Origin of the sequence: Micromonospora sicca (assembly GCF_003172935.1) — a bacterium.
Lineage (GTDB): Bacteria > Actinomycetota > Actinomycetes > Mycobacteriales > Micromonosporaceae > Micromonospora > Micromonospora sicca.
In genome coordinates, this window is record NZ_QGKS01000076.1 from 1 (window position 1) to 13,618 (window position 13,618).

At 71.9% G+C, this 13,618-nt stretch carries 14 protein-coding genes and 1 other RNA gene; 12 read left to right on the top strand and 3 right to left on the bottom strand.

Annotated features, from left to right (window positions below):
• Positions 1-27: 27 nt before the first annotated feature.
• The 7 genes from DKT69_RS02375 (at position 28) to mctP (ending at position 6,863) form a co-directional block, all read left to right on the top strand.
• Entirely contained in the window at positions 28-1,254 is a 1,227-nt protein-coding gene (locus DKT69_RS02375; protein ID WP_109799962.1) for a helix-turn-helix domain-containing protein, read from the top strand.
• Between the two features lie 16 nt (positions 1,255-1,270).
• Positions 1,271-1,849, top strand: coding sequence for a flavoprotein (locus DKT69_RS02380; protein WP_109799963.1), 579 nt, complete (start codon positions 1,271-1,273; stop codon positions 1,847-1,849).
• A 136-nt stretch (positions 1,850-1,985) separates the two neighbouring features.
• Positions 1,986-2,852 carry a Nif3-like dinuclear metal center hexameric protein gene (locus DKT69_RS02385; RefSeq protein ID WP_109799964.1) on the top strand — a complete coding sequence of 289 codons (867 nt, stop codon included), beginning with the start codon at positions 1,986-1,988 and terminating at the stop codon, positions 2,850-2,852.
• The gene (locus tag DKT69_RS02390; RefSeq protein ID WP_109799965.1) at positions 2,849-3,586 is read left to right on the top strand and encodes a zinc ribbon domain-containing protein; all 738 of its coding nucleotides are present in this window, start codon (positions 2,849-2,851) and stop codon (positions 3,584-3,586) included. The genes DKT69_RS02385 and DKT69_RS02390 overlap by 4 nt, the downstream gene beginning before the upstream one ends.
• A gap of 5 nt (positions 3,587-3,591) precedes the next feature.
• Positions 3,592-4,812, top strand: coding sequence for a bifunctional RNase H/acid phosphatase (locus tag DKT69_RS02395; RefSeq protein ID WP_109799966.1), 1,221 nt, complete (start codon positions 3,592-3,594; stop codon positions 4,810-4,812).
• Between the two features lie 153 nt (positions 4,813-4,965).
• Positions 4,966-5,208 carry a DUF3311 domain-containing protein gene (locus DKT69_RS02400; protein ID WP_109799967.1) on the top strand — a complete coding sequence of 81 codons (243 nt, stop codon included), beginning with the start codon at positions 4,966-4,968 and terminating at the stop codon, positions 5,206-5,208.
• The gene (mctP, locus tag DKT69_RS02405) at positions 5,208-6,863 is read left to right on the top strand and encodes a monocarboxylate uptake permease MctP (protein ID WP_109799968.1); all 1,656 of its coding nucleotides are present in this window, start codon (positions 5,208-5,210) and stop codon (positions 6,861-6,863) included. The genes DKT69_RS02400 and mctP overlap by 1 nt, the downstream gene beginning before the upstream one ends.
• A gap of 79 nt (positions 6,864-6,942) precedes the next feature.
• On the opposite strand, the gene DKT69_RS02410 is transcribed toward mctP, so the two are convergent.
• Positions 6,943-7,422: a MarR family winged helix-turn-helix transcriptional regulator gene (locus tag DKT69_RS02410; RefSeq protein ID WP_109799969.1), complete on the bottom strand. Its 480-nt coding sequence runs from the start codon at positions 7,420-7,422 to the stop codon at positions 6,943-6,945.
• A gap of 58 nt (positions 7,423-7,480) precedes the next feature.
• On the opposite strand from DKT69_RS02410, the gene DKT69_RS02415 reads away from it, so the two are divergent.
• Complete coding sequence (locus DKT69_RS02415; RefSeq protein ID WP_109799970.1) at positions 7,481-8,713, top strand: MFS transporter; 1,233 nt, start codon at positions 7,481-7,483, stop codon at positions 8,711-8,713.
• An 87-nt stretch (positions 8,714-8,800) separates the two neighbouring features.
• Here the strand turns inward: DKT69_RS02415 and DKT69_RS02420 are convergent, their stop codons facing one another.
• Positions 8,801-9,562, bottom strand: a complete 762-nt coding sequence (locus tag DKT69_RS02420) for a sulfite exporter TauE/SafE family protein (RefSeq protein ID WP_109799971.1) — start codon at positions 9,560-9,562, stop codon at positions 8,801-8,803.
• Between the two features lie 189 nt (positions 9,563-9,751).
• Between DKT69_RS02420 and rnpB the strand changes: the two genes are divergently transcribed.
• The 4 genes from rnpB (at position 9,752) to DKT69_RS02440 (ending at position 13,162) form a co-directional block, all read left to right on the top strand.
• An RNA gene (gene rnpB / locus DKT69_RS02425) (RNase P RNA component class A) lies at positions 9,752-10,165 on the top strand.
• Between the two features lie 427 nt (positions 10,166-10,592).
• Positions 10,593-11,909 (top strand): ferredoxin reductase family protein, encoded by a 1,317-nt coding sequence (locus DKT69_RS02430; protein WP_236647292.1) that lies wholly within the window; start codon positions 10,593-10,595, stop codon positions 11,907-11,909.
• Positions 11,910-11,927: 18 nt separating this feature from the next.
• A complete protein-coding gene (locus DKT69_RS02435) occupies positions 11,928-12,431 on the top strand; it encodes an FMN-binding protein (protein ID WP_236647293.1) in 504 nt (167 codons plus the stop codon).
• Positions 12,428-13,162 carry an FAD:protein FMN transferase gene (locus tag DKT69_RS02440; RefSeq protein ID WP_201749452.1) on the top strand — a complete coding sequence of 245 codons (735 nt, stop codon included), beginning with the start codon at positions 12,428-12,430 and terminating at the stop codon, positions 13,160-13,162. Before DKT69_RS02435 ends, DKT69_RS02440 begins: the two co-directional genes overlap by 4 nt.
• Before the next feature lie 72 nt (positions 13,163-13,234).
• On the opposite strand, the gene DKT69_RS02445 is transcribed toward DKT69_RS02440, so the two are convergent.
• Positions 13,235-13,594 carry an ArsR/SmtB family transcription factor gene (locus DKT69_RS02445; protein WP_109799991.1) on the bottom strand — a complete coding sequence of 120 codons (360 nt, stop codon included), beginning with the start codon at positions 13,592-13,594 and terminating at the stop codon, positions 13,235-13,237.
• Positions 13,595-13,618 lie beyond the last annotated feature (24 nt).

Genomic DNA, 13,618 nt, shown 5'->3' on the forward strand with positions numbered 1-13,618 from the left:
GGACGCGGCAGGGGGAGGGATGGGGACATGGACGAGTTGCCCATAGGCCGTCGGGTGGCGTACTGGCGGGGCCGGCGCAAGATGTCCCAGCAGGTCTTCGCCGACCGGCTGGGCAAGTCCAAGAGCTGGGTGGACAAGGTCGAGCGCGGCGTCCGGCGGCTGGACAAGTTCTCCGTCCTCTACGAGATCGCCGACATCCTCCAGGTCGACGTCCAACTGCTGCTCGGCAAGGACCCGGAGCGGCGTACCGACGCGTTGAACTGCATCGACCAGGTCGAGGTCGAGGAGATCCGCGCCGCGCTGGAACGGTACGACTCGATGAGCGCGTACTTCGACGCCGCGCCGTGCCCGCCGCCGCTGGCCGACATGCGCAAGGCGGTCAACCATGCCTGGCTCACCTACCAGTACGGCCGGTACGGGATGCTCACCCGCGCCCTGCCGAAGCTGCTGCGCGACGCCCAGGCGGCCGACGCCGGCCACGGCGGCGACCAGGCCCGGGAGTCGGCCCACCTGCTCGGGCAGGTCTACCAGATCGCCTCCTCGGTGCTGCGCAAGCTCGGCGAGTGCGACCTGGCCTGGCTGGCCGCGGACCGCTCGATGGCGGTCGCCCAGCGGGCCGACGACCAACTCCTGGCCGGCATCGCCACCACCCGGGTCTGCAACGCGCTGGTCGCCATGGGCCGGGCCCGGCCGGCGCTCGAACTCAACGTCAACATCGCCAACCGGCTCGCCCCGGGCGGCGGCAACGACGCCTCCCCGGGTCGCCTCTCCGTCTACGGCATGCTGCTGCTCCAGGGCGCGATGGCCGCCGCCCGGATCGGCGACTCCGCCAGCGTGGACGACCTGCTCACCGGCGCGCAGGAGGCGGCGACGCTGCTCGGTGGCGACCAGAACCACTACTGGACCTCGTTCGGCCCGACCAATCTGGAGCTGCACCGGGCCGCCGCCGCGGTGGAACTGGGCGACGGCGGGCGGGCGGTGGAGATCCACCACGGCATCGCCGAGCCGGCCTTCAACGCGTTGCTGCCCGAGCGGCGGGCGCACCACCTGCTCGACATCGCGCGGGGCTACGCGCAGATCGGCGACGTGGCGAACGCGGGTGAGATGCTGCTGCGCGGCGACCGGCTCGCGCCGTCCGAGATCCGCTGCCGGCCGATCGCCCACGAGGTGATGTCGGACGTGCTCCGTCGCACACGGGGTGCGCCGCCTCCGCCGATTGCGGAGTTGGCTGTGCACATGGGAGTCGGAGTATGAGCGTGGTGCCGGTCGGATGAACGGTCCGCGCAGCGACGGGCACCGCGAGGTGCTGTACGTCATCGCCTGCGGTTCGCCGCTGGCTCGGCAGGTGGGCCGGCTGGTCGAGCTGGCCCAGCAGGACGGGTGGGACGTCTGCGTGGTCACCACGCCGGACGGCGCGAAGTTCGTCGACCGGACCGCGCTGGCCCGGCAGACCGGTCACCCCGTCCGCACCCACTACAAGAACCCGGGCGATCCCGACGTGCTGCCGGCGGCGGACGCGATGCTGGTCTGCCCGGCGACGGTCAACACGGTCAACAAGTGGGCGGTCGGGATCACCGACACCCTCGCGCTCGGGCTGTTGATCGAGGGGCAGGGGCTCGGGTTGCCCGTCGCCGCCGTGCCGTACACGAACACGGCGATGGCCGCCCACCCGGCGTTCCGGGCCAGCCTCGGCCGGCTGCGGGAGTGGGGGGTGGCGGTGGTCTTCGGCGACCACGTCGTCCCGCTGCACCCGCCCGGCGGCGGCGAGCGCCACCAGGACGCCTTCCCGTGGGGGGCCGGCCTGGCGGCCCTGCGTAGCCTGCGCCGACCGGTCGCCCCGGTCGCCTGAGCCGGGGACGGATGACCTCGGGGCGCGGCGCGGGGTCGTCCGCCGAGTTCCGCCGGCGCGCTGCCCGGTCCTGTTCGGGGCGCGTCCCGGCGGTCGAGGGCGTGTGTCACGGCCCGCGCCGGTAAGCTGGCCGGCCGTGAGCACAACCGGATCCCCACCCACGGTGGCCGACGTGGTGGCCGTGCTGGACGGCCGCTACCCGCCCGCCTGGGCGGAGGAGTGGGACCGGGTCGGCCTGGTCCTCGGCGAGCCCACCACCGGGGTGCGCCGGGTCGCCTGCGTGGTGGACGTGGTGCCCGAGACCGTGGACGAGGCGCTCGCCGCCGGGGCCGACATGATCGTCGCCCACCACCCGCTGCTGCTGCGCGGGGTGTCCTCGGTCGCCGCGACCACGTACAAGGGGCGGATCGTCCACCGGCTGATCAAGGCGGACGTGGCGCTGTACGTGGCGCACACCAACGCCGACGTGGCCGACCCCGGCGTCTCCGACGCCCTCGCGGCCCGCTTCGGGCTGACCGGGCTGCGGCCGCTGCACCGGCCGCGCCCCGGCTCCCCGGCCGACGGCCCGGGGCGGGGCATCGGCCGGATCGGCGAGCTGCTCGCCCCGATGACCCTCGCCGAGCTGACCCGGCACGCCGCCGCCGTGCTGCCCGTCACCGCCTGGGGAGTTCGCGCCGCCGGGGATCCCGGGCGTATGGTTCGTACCCTCGCCGTCAGCGGCGGCTCCGGGGACAGCTTTCTGGCCGAGGCGACCGCCGCCGGGGTGGACGCGTTCCTCACCGCCGACCTGCGCCACCATCCCGCCGGCGAGCACCTCGCCGCCGGCGGCCCCGCCCTGCTGGACGCCGCCCACTGGGCGACCGAACGCCCCTGGTTGGACGACCTGGCCGCCCACCTGCGGGCCGCGCTGGGCGTCGACACCGTGGTGTCCGACCTGGACACCGACCCGTGGACCGTGCACGCCGCCGCACCCCGTCCCGACGACAAGGAGCCCCGCCCGTGAAGGCTGACCCGAAGGTGCAGCGCCGGCTGCTCGACCTCCAGGCGATCGACACCGCCCTCGCCCAGCTCGCCCACCGCCGCCGGTCGCTGCCCGAGCGGGCCGAGCTGGAGGCCCTCGCGCGGGAACTCTCCGCGCTGGAGGACGAGCGGGTCCGCGCCCAGGTGGCCGTCGACGACCTGGACCGGGACATCGCCCGGCTGGAGAAGGACGTCGACCAGGTGCGGGCGCGCAAGAGCAAGGACGAGGCCCGGCTCGCCGCCGGCGGCGGCCCCGCCCGAGAGCTGGAGGCGCTCCAGCACGAGCTGGTCTCGCTGAACCGCCGGCAGAGCGACCTGGAGGATGCCGAGCTGGAGCTGATGGAGCAGCGGGAGACCGCGCAGGGCGTGCTCGACGGCATCGAGCGGCGGATGGCCGAGGCCCGGGACCGGCGCGCGGCGACCGAGCAGCGCCGCGACGCCAGCCTCGCCGAGATCGGCAAGGAGGAGGAGTTCAAGCGCTCCGCCCGTCAGCCGCTCGTCGGTGACCTCCCGGCCGACCTGGTCGGCCTCTACGACAAGATCCGCGAGGACACCGGGCTGGGTGCCGCGCTGCTCACCGCGGGCCGCTGCGGGGGCTGCCGGCTGGAGCTCTCCGGCGCCGACCTGGCCCGGATCCGCAAGGCCGACCCGGACGAGGTGGTCCGCTGCGAGGAGTGCCGGCGGATCATGGTGCGCACCAACGAGTCGGGCCTGTAGCCGTCGTGGCGGTCGGCGCGGTCGTCGTCGAGGCCGACGGCGGGTCCCGGGGCAATCCCGGTCCCGCCGGGTACGGCGCGGTGGTCCGTGACCCGGAGACCGGCGAGGTGCTCGCCGAACGCTCCGAGTCGATCGGCACCGCCACCAACAACGTCGCGGAGTACCGCGGCCTGATCGCCGGGCTGGAGGCCGCCGCCGAGCTGGGCGCGTCCGAGGTCGAGGCCCGGATGGACTCCAAGCTGGTGGTCGAGCAGATGTGCGGCCGCTGGCAGATCAAGCATCCCGGTCTGCGACCGCTCGCCGCGCAGGCCGCCGGCCTCGTCGGCCGGTTCGCCAGCGTGCGGTTCAGCTGGGTTCCCCGGGAACGCAACAAGCACGCCGACGCCCTCGCCAACGCCGCGATGGACGTGGCCGCCGGCAAGGCCCCGAGCCGGGCCACCGTCGCGCCGCCCCGGATCGTGGAGCCGCCGCGCGAGGTCGCCGGCCCCGACTCGGCGGCCCGCGCGGCCGCCCGCGAGGCGGCCGCCCGGGCGGCGACCGGCCGCGCCACCGGCACCGACCCGGCGACCACCCCCGCCTCCTGGGAGCCGCGCCCCACCGAGACCGCCACCCGGCTGATCCTGGTCCGGCACGGCGAGACCGAGCGGACCGTGCAGAAGCGCTACTCCGGCCGCGGCGACGTGCCGCTGACCGACCGGGGCCGCGCCCAGGCCCGGGCCACGGCCGCCCGGGTGGCCGCGCTGGCCCCGTCCGTCGCGGCCGTGGTCAGCTCGCCGCTGTCCCGGTGTACGGCCACCGCCGAGGCGATCGCCGCGGTCGTCGGCAACCCGCCGGTGCGCCCCGACGACGACCTGATCGAGTGCGACTTCGGGGCCTGGGAGGGGTGCACCTTCGCCGAGGTGCGCGAGGGCTGGCCGGGCGAGTTGGACGCCTGGCTCGCCTCGACCCGGGTCGCCCCGCCGGAGGGGGAGTCGTTCGCGGCGGTCGCCGAGCGGACCGGCCGGGCGGTCGACCGGCTGCGCGCGGCGTACCCGGGGGAGACCGTCGTGCTGGTCTCCCACGTCTCGCCGATCAAGCTGGTGCTGCGCGACGCCCTGGCGGCGGGCGACGCCTTCCTGCACCGGCTCTACCTGGACACCGCCAGCATCTCGCTGCTCGACCTCTACCCGGACGGCGGCGTCGCCGTGCGCGTGGTCAACGACACCGCCCACCTCGCCGCCCTCTGACGTCACCCCGCCGGGCCGGCTGCCCGCGCCGCTCGGCGCACGCGGCCGGCCGTTCGGCGCATCGCCGTCGCCCCGCTGAACGTGACCGCGTTCACAGGGTCGTAGCCTCCGGCCGTCACATGGCTAGTTACGACTTTCCCGGAGGTGTGTCACATGGCAGCACCCGAACCGGAGGCGCCGACCCCGGCGCGATCCAGGGCGAAGGACCACAGTCCCTGGAACTGGTTGCTCTTCATACCGATCGTGGTGCCGCTGATCCCGGCCCTCTTCAACGCCGACTCACCCCGGCTGTTCGGCTTCCCGCGGTTCTACTGGCTGCAACTGGCCTGGATCATCCTCGGCGTGGCCACCACCACGCTGGTCTACCAGATGACGAAGAAGCGGGGTGATCGGTGATGTGGCGTGACCATCTGACCGAGATCATCGTCTTCACGTTCCTCTTCCTGCTGGTCAGCGCGATGGGCTTCGTGGCGGCCCGGTGGCGGGCGCCGCGCGACATGGCGCACCTCGACGAGTGGGGACTGGGCGGCCGCAACTTCGGCGGCTGGATCACCTGGTTCCTGGTCGGCGGCGACCTCTACACCGCGTACACCTTCGTGGCGGTGCCGGCGCTGGTGTTCGGCGCGGGCGCGATGGGCTTCTTCGCCGTGCCGTACACGATCGTCATCTACCCGATGGTCTTCCTGGTGCTCTGCCGGCTCTGGTCGGTGTCGCACCGGCACGGCTACGTCACCCCGGCCGACTTCGTCCGCAACCGGTTCGACTCGCCGGTTCTGGCGCTGCTGGTCGCCATCACCGGCATCGTCGCCACCATGCCGTACATCGCCCTGCAACTGGTCGGCATCGAGTCGGTGCTCAAGACGATGGGCGTGACCGGCGACAACGCGCTGGCCCGGCACCTGCCGATCATCATCGCGTTCGCCATCCTGGCGGCCTACACCTACCAGTCGGGCCTGCGCGCCCCCGCGCTGATCGCCTTCGTCAAGGACTCGCTGATCTACATCGTGATCCTGGTGGCGATCATCTACCTGCCGTACAAGCTGGGCGGCTGGGGCGACATCTTCAACGCGGCGGACGCGAAGTTCAAGGCGTCACCCGCCCCCGGGGACGGCATCCTGCTCAACGCCAACAACCAGCTCCAGTACGTCACCCTGGCGTTCGGCTCGGCGCTGGCGCTCTTCCTCTACCCGCACAGCATCACCGGCGTGCTGGCCAGCCGGAACCGGGACGTGATCAAGCGGAACATGTCCGCGCTGCCGGCGTACAGCCTGCTGCTCGGGCTGATCGCGCTGCTCGGCTACATGGCGATCGCGGCGGGGGTGAAGCCGCTGCCGGGCGCCAAGGCGGGCAGCGTGGACAGCAACACGGTGGTGCCGCTGCTGTTCGACCAGCAGTTCCCGAGCTGGTTCGCCGGCGTCGCGTACGCGGCGATCGGCATCGGCGCGCTGGTGCCGGCGGCGATCATGTCGATCGCGGCGGCGAACCTGTTCACCCGCAACATCTACAAGGAGTACCTGAAGCGGGACGCCAGCCCGGCGCAGGAGGCGCAGGTCTCGAAGGTGACCTCGCTGCTGGTCAAGGTGGGCGCGCTGGCGTTCATCATCTTCCTCGACCCGCAGTTCTCCATCGACCTCCAGCTCATCGGCGGCGTGATCATCCTGCAGACGCTGCCGGCCGTGGCCCTGGGCCTCTACACCCGCTGGTTCCACCGGGGCGCGCTGATCGCCGGCTGGGTGGCCGGCATGGGCATGGGCATGTGGATGCTCTACCAGATCGCGAATCCGGCGACCGGGAAGAAGCACTTCGCCGGCTCGGCCTTCCCGCTGTCCGAATTCGGCTTCGACACCAAGAAGACGATCTACGTGGGCATCGTGGCGGTGCTGGTCAACCTGGTGGTCGCCGCGCTGGGGACGCTGGTCCTGCGGGCCGCGAAGGTCACCGGCGGGGTGGACCACACCACGTCGGACGACTACTTCGCCGACGAGGGTGACCCGCGCGTCACCCCCGGCACCGACCGCGACGCCGACTCCGCCCGCGAGCCCGTCGCCTGACGTGCAAGGAGGGGCCCCCTGTTAACGCCTGGCGTTGTACAGGGGCCCCTCTTAACATCTGCGCCGCCCGGCGCGCGCCTCAACGGGGGCGGGGGCGGGATTGCAGGGCCTGGTTGAGGCGGTGCAGCAGCTGCGCGAGCGTGTCCCGGTCGTCGGGGGACCAGGTGGCCAGGATGTCGCCGTAGAGCCGGGTGCGGGCCGCCTGGACGGCGGCCATCCGCTGCAGCCCGGCGGCGGTGGGGGAGACCACCGTGCCCCGACCGTCGGTCGGATCGGGGGCACGGGCGATCAGGCCGTCCCGCTGCATGGCGGAGAGCTGGCGGGTGACCGTCGAGCCGTCCAGGTTGAGCGTGGCGGCGAGCGCGGAGACGTTCTGCGGGCCGGCGTCGGCCAGGTGCCGCAGGATCACGTACGCGGCCCGGTCGAGCAGCCGGTGCTCCATGGTGCCGGTGCCGCGCCGGGTGGCCTCGCCGAAGCGCATCAGCAGCGCCACCTCGGTCTCGATCCGGCCGAGGGTGACCTCGCCCGGGTCCGTGCCGGGCGTGCGGTCGTCCGTCATAGCTGTATGATACAACAGAGTTACCTGTACGATACAGCTATCTGTCTGGAGGCGCGGAGTGGATCGGCGATCCGAACCCAACCGCAGTGCCATCTACGCCACCACCCTGGTGGCCTTCCTCGCCATCGCCGGCATCGCCGTGGTGGACCCGATCCTGCCGGCCATCGGCGAGGCGATCGGCGTCACCGCCTGGCAGGTCGAGCTGCTCTTCACCGCGTACATCGCGGTGATGGCGCTCGGCATGATCCCGGCGACCCTGGCCAGCGGTCGCTTCGGCTTCAAGCCCGTGCTGATCACCGGGGTCTCGGTGGTCGGCGCCGCCGCGATCCTCGCCTCGTTCAGCGACAACATCGTGCAGCTCTCCGTGCTGCGCGGAGTCTGGGGGCTGGGCAACGCGATGTTCTTCGCCACCGCGATGGTGGTGCTGGTCAACCTCGCGATCGACCGGGAGTGGGTGGTCGGGCTCTTCGAGACCGCGCTCGGGCTCGGCTTCGCCGTCGGCCCGCTGATCGGCGGCCTGCTGGGCCACGTGAGCTGGCGGCTGCCGTTCTTCGTCTGCGGCGTCTTCATGGTCCTCGCGCTGGCCGTCGCGTCCCGCAAGCTGCGCGAGCCGGCCAACCGCCAGGCGCCCGTACGCGTCCGTCAGATCTTCGCCACCTACCGCAAGCCGGCGTTCGTCACGCTCTGCGTGGTCACCGCCGCCTACAACTTCGTCTTCTTCGTGGTGCTCGGCTACACCCCGCTCTTCCTGCACCTCGACGTGGTGCCGCTGGGGCTGGCGTTCACCGCGTGGGGCCTCGGCCTGGCCGTCGGCATCCTGGTGATCGGGCACCGGCTCGCCCACCGGATCGGCGCGGTGCAGACCGTCGGCGTGGCCATCGCCGGCCTGCTGGTCTGCATGGTTCTCTTCGCCACGTCCCACTCCACCGCCCGGTCGCTGGTGGTGCTGGTGCTCGCCGGCCTCTGCATGGGCCTGGCCAACGCCAACCTCACCGACCTGGCGCTCGGCCTCGGCTCCAGCGACCGCCGGGTGGCCACCGGCGCGTTCAACCTGGTCCGCTGGGGCGCCGCCGCGCCCGCCCCGATCATCTCCGGCAAGCTCGCCGAGCACGGGCTGGCGCTGCCGTTCTGGGTCGGCTTCGGGGTGCTCGCCGTGGGCGTGCTGGTTTACCTGGCCTTCGCGCACGTGATGGCCGCCGGCTACGGCGAGCGGGTGCTCTGGTCCCGCTGGAACTCCGCGGCCCGCGACGCCGAGCACGCCCCGGAGGAGCCGGTCGGCGAGGCGTACTGAGCTTTCCCCTCCGCACCTGGTCGAACCGCCCCGGCGCCGCGTCGCGCCGGGGCGGTTCGGCGTCCTGGGCCCACCCGACGGCGGGTTTCAGCGCAGCGCGCGCCAGAGCAGGTAGAGGCCGATCGCCGTGCCGAAGACCACGATCAGGGTCTTCAGCACCACCGGCGGCAGCCGGCGGACCAGCCGGGCGCCCATGTACCCGCCGACCAGCGTGGCCGGCGCGACCACCGCGACCGCCGCCCAGTTGACCGGGCCGAAGAGCGCGAAGACGACCAGCGTGGTCAGCCCCACAACCGCGGAGAGCAGGTTCTTGATCGCCGACACCCGGGCCAGCGTGGTGTCCAGCACCAGGGCCAGGCCGGCGACCAGCATCACCCCGAGCGCCGCGCCGAAGTAGCCGCCGTAGACCGCGCCGAGCCCGACCATGGCCTGGACGGTGACGGTACGGCGGCGCGGGCTCAGCCCGGCCGGGTGGCCGACCAGCCGGCGCAGCGGATCCTGGAAGGCCAGTACGGCGGTCGCGCCCAGCACCAGGAACGGCACCACCAGTTCGAAGGCGCGCGCCGGGGTGGCCAGCAGCAGCAGGCAGCCGACGATGGTGCCGGCGATCGTGGTGGGCACCAGCGTGGCCAACCGCCGGGCCGGTGGCAGGTCGGCCCGGCTGCCCGCGACGCTGGCGACGTACCCGGGGAAGACCGACACCGAGTTGCTGACGTTCGCCGGCACCGGCGGCAGCCCGACCGCGATCAACGCCGGGAAGGTGATGAGGGAACCGCCCCCGGCCACCGCGTTCACCGTGCCCGCGGCGAGACCGGCGGCGAGCAGGAGCGCGGCGTCGGAGAGGTCCATGATCCCCAGAGGCTAGTACGCCCCCGTCCGCGCCGCCCAGGTGTCGGTGGCCCCGGCATCGCCGCCAGGCCGCTGTGAAGCTGATGACGCGGATGAATCACGATCCCGGTCGCGCCGGGCCCGCGGGCATGATCCTCCGGGGTGGAAATGGGTGAGCGAGCCGCGTCGTTAGGATGGAGGCGCGACGGACGAGTCGACCGGGCGGTCGCGTCGACGGGCTCCGGCCCGTCGCCGAGGAACGTCCGGACTCCACAGGGCAGGGTGGTTGCTAACGGCAACCCGGGGTGACCCGCGGGACAGTGCCACAGAAAACAGACCGCCGGCCCGATACGGGACGGTAAGGGTGAAACGGTGGGGTAAGAGCCCACCAGCATCCCGGGTGACCGGGATGGCTAGGTAAACCCCACCCGGAGCAAGGCCAAGAATGGGTCGTCACCGCAAAGATGACGGTCCGCGCAGACGCTTGAGGGCTGCCCGTCCGATGTCTGCGGGTAGGCCGCTGGAGCCTGCCGGCGACGGCAGGCCGAGATGGATGGCCGCCGCCGACGGCGCCCCTCGGGGCGTCATCGGTCACAGAATCCGGCGTACAGGTCGACTCGTCCGTCGCCCACCAGGTCGCGGCCTTGATCAAGGCTGCGACCTGGTCGTATTTCAGCTGTCTACGGGCGTTGGCGGCAATCATCGGTTGGCGTTCGACGCCTTACTGAGATCCCGCTGCCATGAAAAGGGCGGACGCGGCGCGTAGAAATTGGCATCATCGAGACGTAGCTATTGTGCGGCTCCCCGAACTCGCCGGTAAATAGACGCGCGATCGCCCTCAATCATCCTTTTCCGGTGTGAGGTCTTCTGGTCGATTCTCCGATGGCACCACACGCTCGCCGGGGGATTCCGGAGATGGCAATGGGGAACTCCGACGGTTAATGGGCGAACAGGGCTCGTGCGGGAGGGGGGTCTTGTGACTGGGAAGGCGCAGGCGGCCGGCGTGGCGGCCAGGCCCCTACGAACCGCGGGTTGGTCGTGGTGGGCCGATGTGATCGCCTCGGTCGGCGCGGTCAGCGTGCTGATCGTAGCCGCGCTCTGGGTGCGGAGCGGCGGGGTGCAGGATCTTCGTGGCTGGATGGCGGGCCTGACGTCCATCGGTCGGCTGACCGGGCTTGTCGCGGCCGACCTGCTGCTCATCCAGGTGCTGCTGATGGCGCGCGTGCCGTGGATCGAGGGCACCTACGGACAGGACCGGCTCGCCCGTTGGCACCGCGTCGTCGGGTTTGTCTCCTTCGATCTGCTGCTCGCGCACATCGTGCTGATCACGGTCGGTTACGCCGCGACGGATGGGGCCTCCGTGACAGGCGAGGCGTGGAGCCTGGTCACCACGTACCCGGGAGTGCTGCTGGCGGTCGCCGGGGCGGCCGCCCTGACGATGGTCGTGCTCACCTCCCTGCGGGCCGTGCGGCGGCGGCTGCGCTACGAGTCGTGGCACCTGCTGCATCTTTACGCCTACCTCGGCGTCGGCCTGGCGCTGCCGCATCAGATCTGGACCGGGGCCGACTTCACCAGCTCCCGGGCCGCGACGCTGTACTGGTGGACCGCATACGCCGCGTGCGCCGGCACGGTGGTCGCCTTCCGACTGGGGCTGCCGACCTGGCGGACGCTGCGGCACCGACTCACGGTCGCCGCAGTCGTCCCAGAGGCTCCCGGCGTCCACTCGATTTACATGCGCGGACACCACCTGGACGAGTTGCCGGTACGCGCCGGGCAGTTCTTCCAGTGGCGCTTCCTCAGCGGCCCGGGCTGGAGTCGGGGCCATCCGTACTCGCTGTCCGCGGTGCCGCGTGAGGACATGCTGCGGATCACGGTGCGATCCCGCGGCGAGGGCAGCGAGAAGGTGTCAGAGTTACGGCCGGGAACCCGTGTGCTGATTGAGGGGCCGTACGGCCGGCTGACCGCCGCCCGGCGCACGGCTCCGCGGCTAACCATGATCGCGTCCGGGATCGGAATTACCCCGCTGCGGACCTTATTGGAAGAGTTACCGTACGCGCCGGGCAACGCCACGCTGCTGTACCGGGCTCGCTCGGCAGAAGACCTGGTGTTTCGCCAGGAACTTGAGCGCCTCGCGGCCGTCCGCGGCCTGCGCGTGGAGTACCTGTTGGGGTCGCGCGGGCGGGAGGACTCGTGGTTGCCGGCCGGATTCGGCGACGACGCGAAAACCTTGGGCGACCTTGTCCCGGACGTCGCGCAGCACGACGTGTTCGTCTGCGGACCGGACGAATGGATGCAATCGGTCGTACGGGCGGCGCGGCAGGCAGGCGTGCCGGCGGAGCGCATTCATCTTGAGCGCTTCACCTGGTAACTCGGCCATCCAATCCTCATGGCGCTCACAATCCGACCTGAGGAGGAAGACATGCGTAAGATCACGATCTGGTTCCTCGCCACGATCGCCGTGGTGGTACTTCTCTTCAACTACCGGACGTCGACCAGACCCGACAGCTCGCCTTCGACCGGGACCGTTGGCGACGCAGGCGTGCCGGGCGTTGCGCCGGTGGACCCCGGGACGTCACGGCGCACCGTCAAACGGTCCGGTTCCACCACCGTCGCCAACGGCCCGATCGTGCAGACGAAGCGGGGGCGCGTCCAGGTGCAGGCCCAGATCAGCGGTGGCCGGATCACCGAGATCACGCCGATGACGGTGCCGAACTCGAACAACCGCTCCCGCGAGATCAACAAGCGCGCAGTGCCGCAGCTGCGCACGGAGGCGCTTGCCGCGCAGAGCGCGCAGATCGATGCGGTGTCCGGGGCGACGCTGACCAGCGATGGCTACAAGGAGTCGCTCCAGGCCGCGCTGGACGACGTTCACTTCAAGGCCAACCCGTGACCAGGCAGGCGTTCGTCGAGCAGATCATGGGTCTGCCCGTCAGCGTGCATGTGCGCGGTCCCGGTGCCGACTCCCCGGCGGCGGCGAACGCCGTCGCCGGGGCCTTCGCCGAACTGCGCGCGATGGACGCCGTCTTCAGCCCGTACCGCCCGGACAGCCGGCTGAGCGCCCTGAACCGGGGAGAGCCGGTAGATGACCCGTTGGTCGACGCGGTACTCGACCTGTGCGAGCAGGCGCGGCAGCGTACGGGCGGCTACTTCAACGCGTACCTTCCCGAAACCGGCGGTGGCACCCGCTTCGACCCGTCCGGCCTCGTCAAGGGCTGGGCCGTCGAGCGCGCCGCGGAGCATCTGGAGGGGTACGCGTTCTACCTGAATGCCGGTGGGGACATGACGGTACGCGGATCCTGGCGCGTGGGCGTGGAGGATCCGGCCCAGCCCGATCAGCTCCTCACCACCATCGAGGTCGTCGACGGGGCCGTCGCGACCTCGGGCAGTGCACACCGCGGAGCGCACATCGTGGACCCGCACACCGGCGCCCCCGCCCGGGGCGTGCGCTCGGTCACCGTCATCGGCCCGTCCCTGACCTGGGCGGACGTGTACGCCACCGCAGCGGTTGCGCAGGGGCCTCAGGCGGTGACATGGCTCGCCACGCTACCCGGGTACGAGGCCCTGCTCGTCGGCGACGACGGCGCCCTACTGGCCACGCCCGGCTGGTCACTACCCGCCTAGGTCGACTCGTCCGTCGCCCACCAGGTCACCGCCTCGATCAACGCGGTGACCTGCTGTGAAGTAGCCAGGCGCTCAGTCGTGCTCGGGTGCGCCGGTCACCCGGTGGGATGCCGCGTGCATCACCTCGGTCACCAGTCGGCGCGCATGCCCGCCTCCGGCGCGGTAGAGGGCGCGGCGGCCGTCCCGTCGCACGCTCACCAGCCCCGCCAGCCGAAGCTTGCCGAGGTGCTGCGACACCGCCGGCCGCGCCATCCCGACCGCCGCCACGAGCGCCGTCACGTCGTACTCGCCCTCGCTGAGCAGCCACATCAGCCGTAGCCGCGTTCCGTCGGCCAGCATCCGCAGCATTTCGGTCGCCGCCTCCACCTCCTGCCCGGGGGGAAGGCGTTGTTGCAAGTCGCTGGCATCTGCAACGTTGTCGCGTGCGTACATGAGCACATATTATCGCCGCCGTCG

Coding starts and splice junctions, on each gene's coding strand:
- mctP (WP_109799968.1), top strand. CDS start 5,208: ATGTGGCGTGACCATCTGACCGAGATCATCGTCTTCACGTTCCTCTTC.
- DKT69_RS02380 (WP_109799963.1), top strand. CDS start 1,271: ATGAACGGTCCGCGCAGCGACGGGCACCGCGAGGTGCTGTACGTCATC.
- DKT69_RS02435 (WP_236647293.1), top strand. CDS start 11,928: ATGGCGCTCACAATCCGACCTGAGGAGGAAGACATGCGTAAGATCACG.
- DKT69_RS02420 (WP_109799971.1), bottom strand. CDS start 9,562: ATGGACCTCTCCGACGCCGCGCTCCTGCTCGCCGCCGGTCTCGCCGCG.
- DKT69_RS02410 (WP_109799969.1), bottom strand. CDS start 7,422: ATGACGGACGACCGCACGCCCGGCACGGACCCGGGCGAGGTCACCCTC.
- DKT69_RS02445 (WP_109799991.1), bottom strand. CDS start 13,594: ATGTACGCACGCGACAACGTTGCAGATGCCAGCGACTTGCAACAACGC.
- DKT69_RS02375 (WP_109799962.1), top strand. CDS start 28: ATGGACGAGTTGCCCATAGGCCGTCGGGTGGCGTACTGGCGGGGCCGG.
- DKT69_RS02400 (WP_109799967.1), top strand. CDS start 4,966: ATGGCAGCACCCGAACCGGAGGCGCCGACCCCGGCGCGATCCAGGGCG.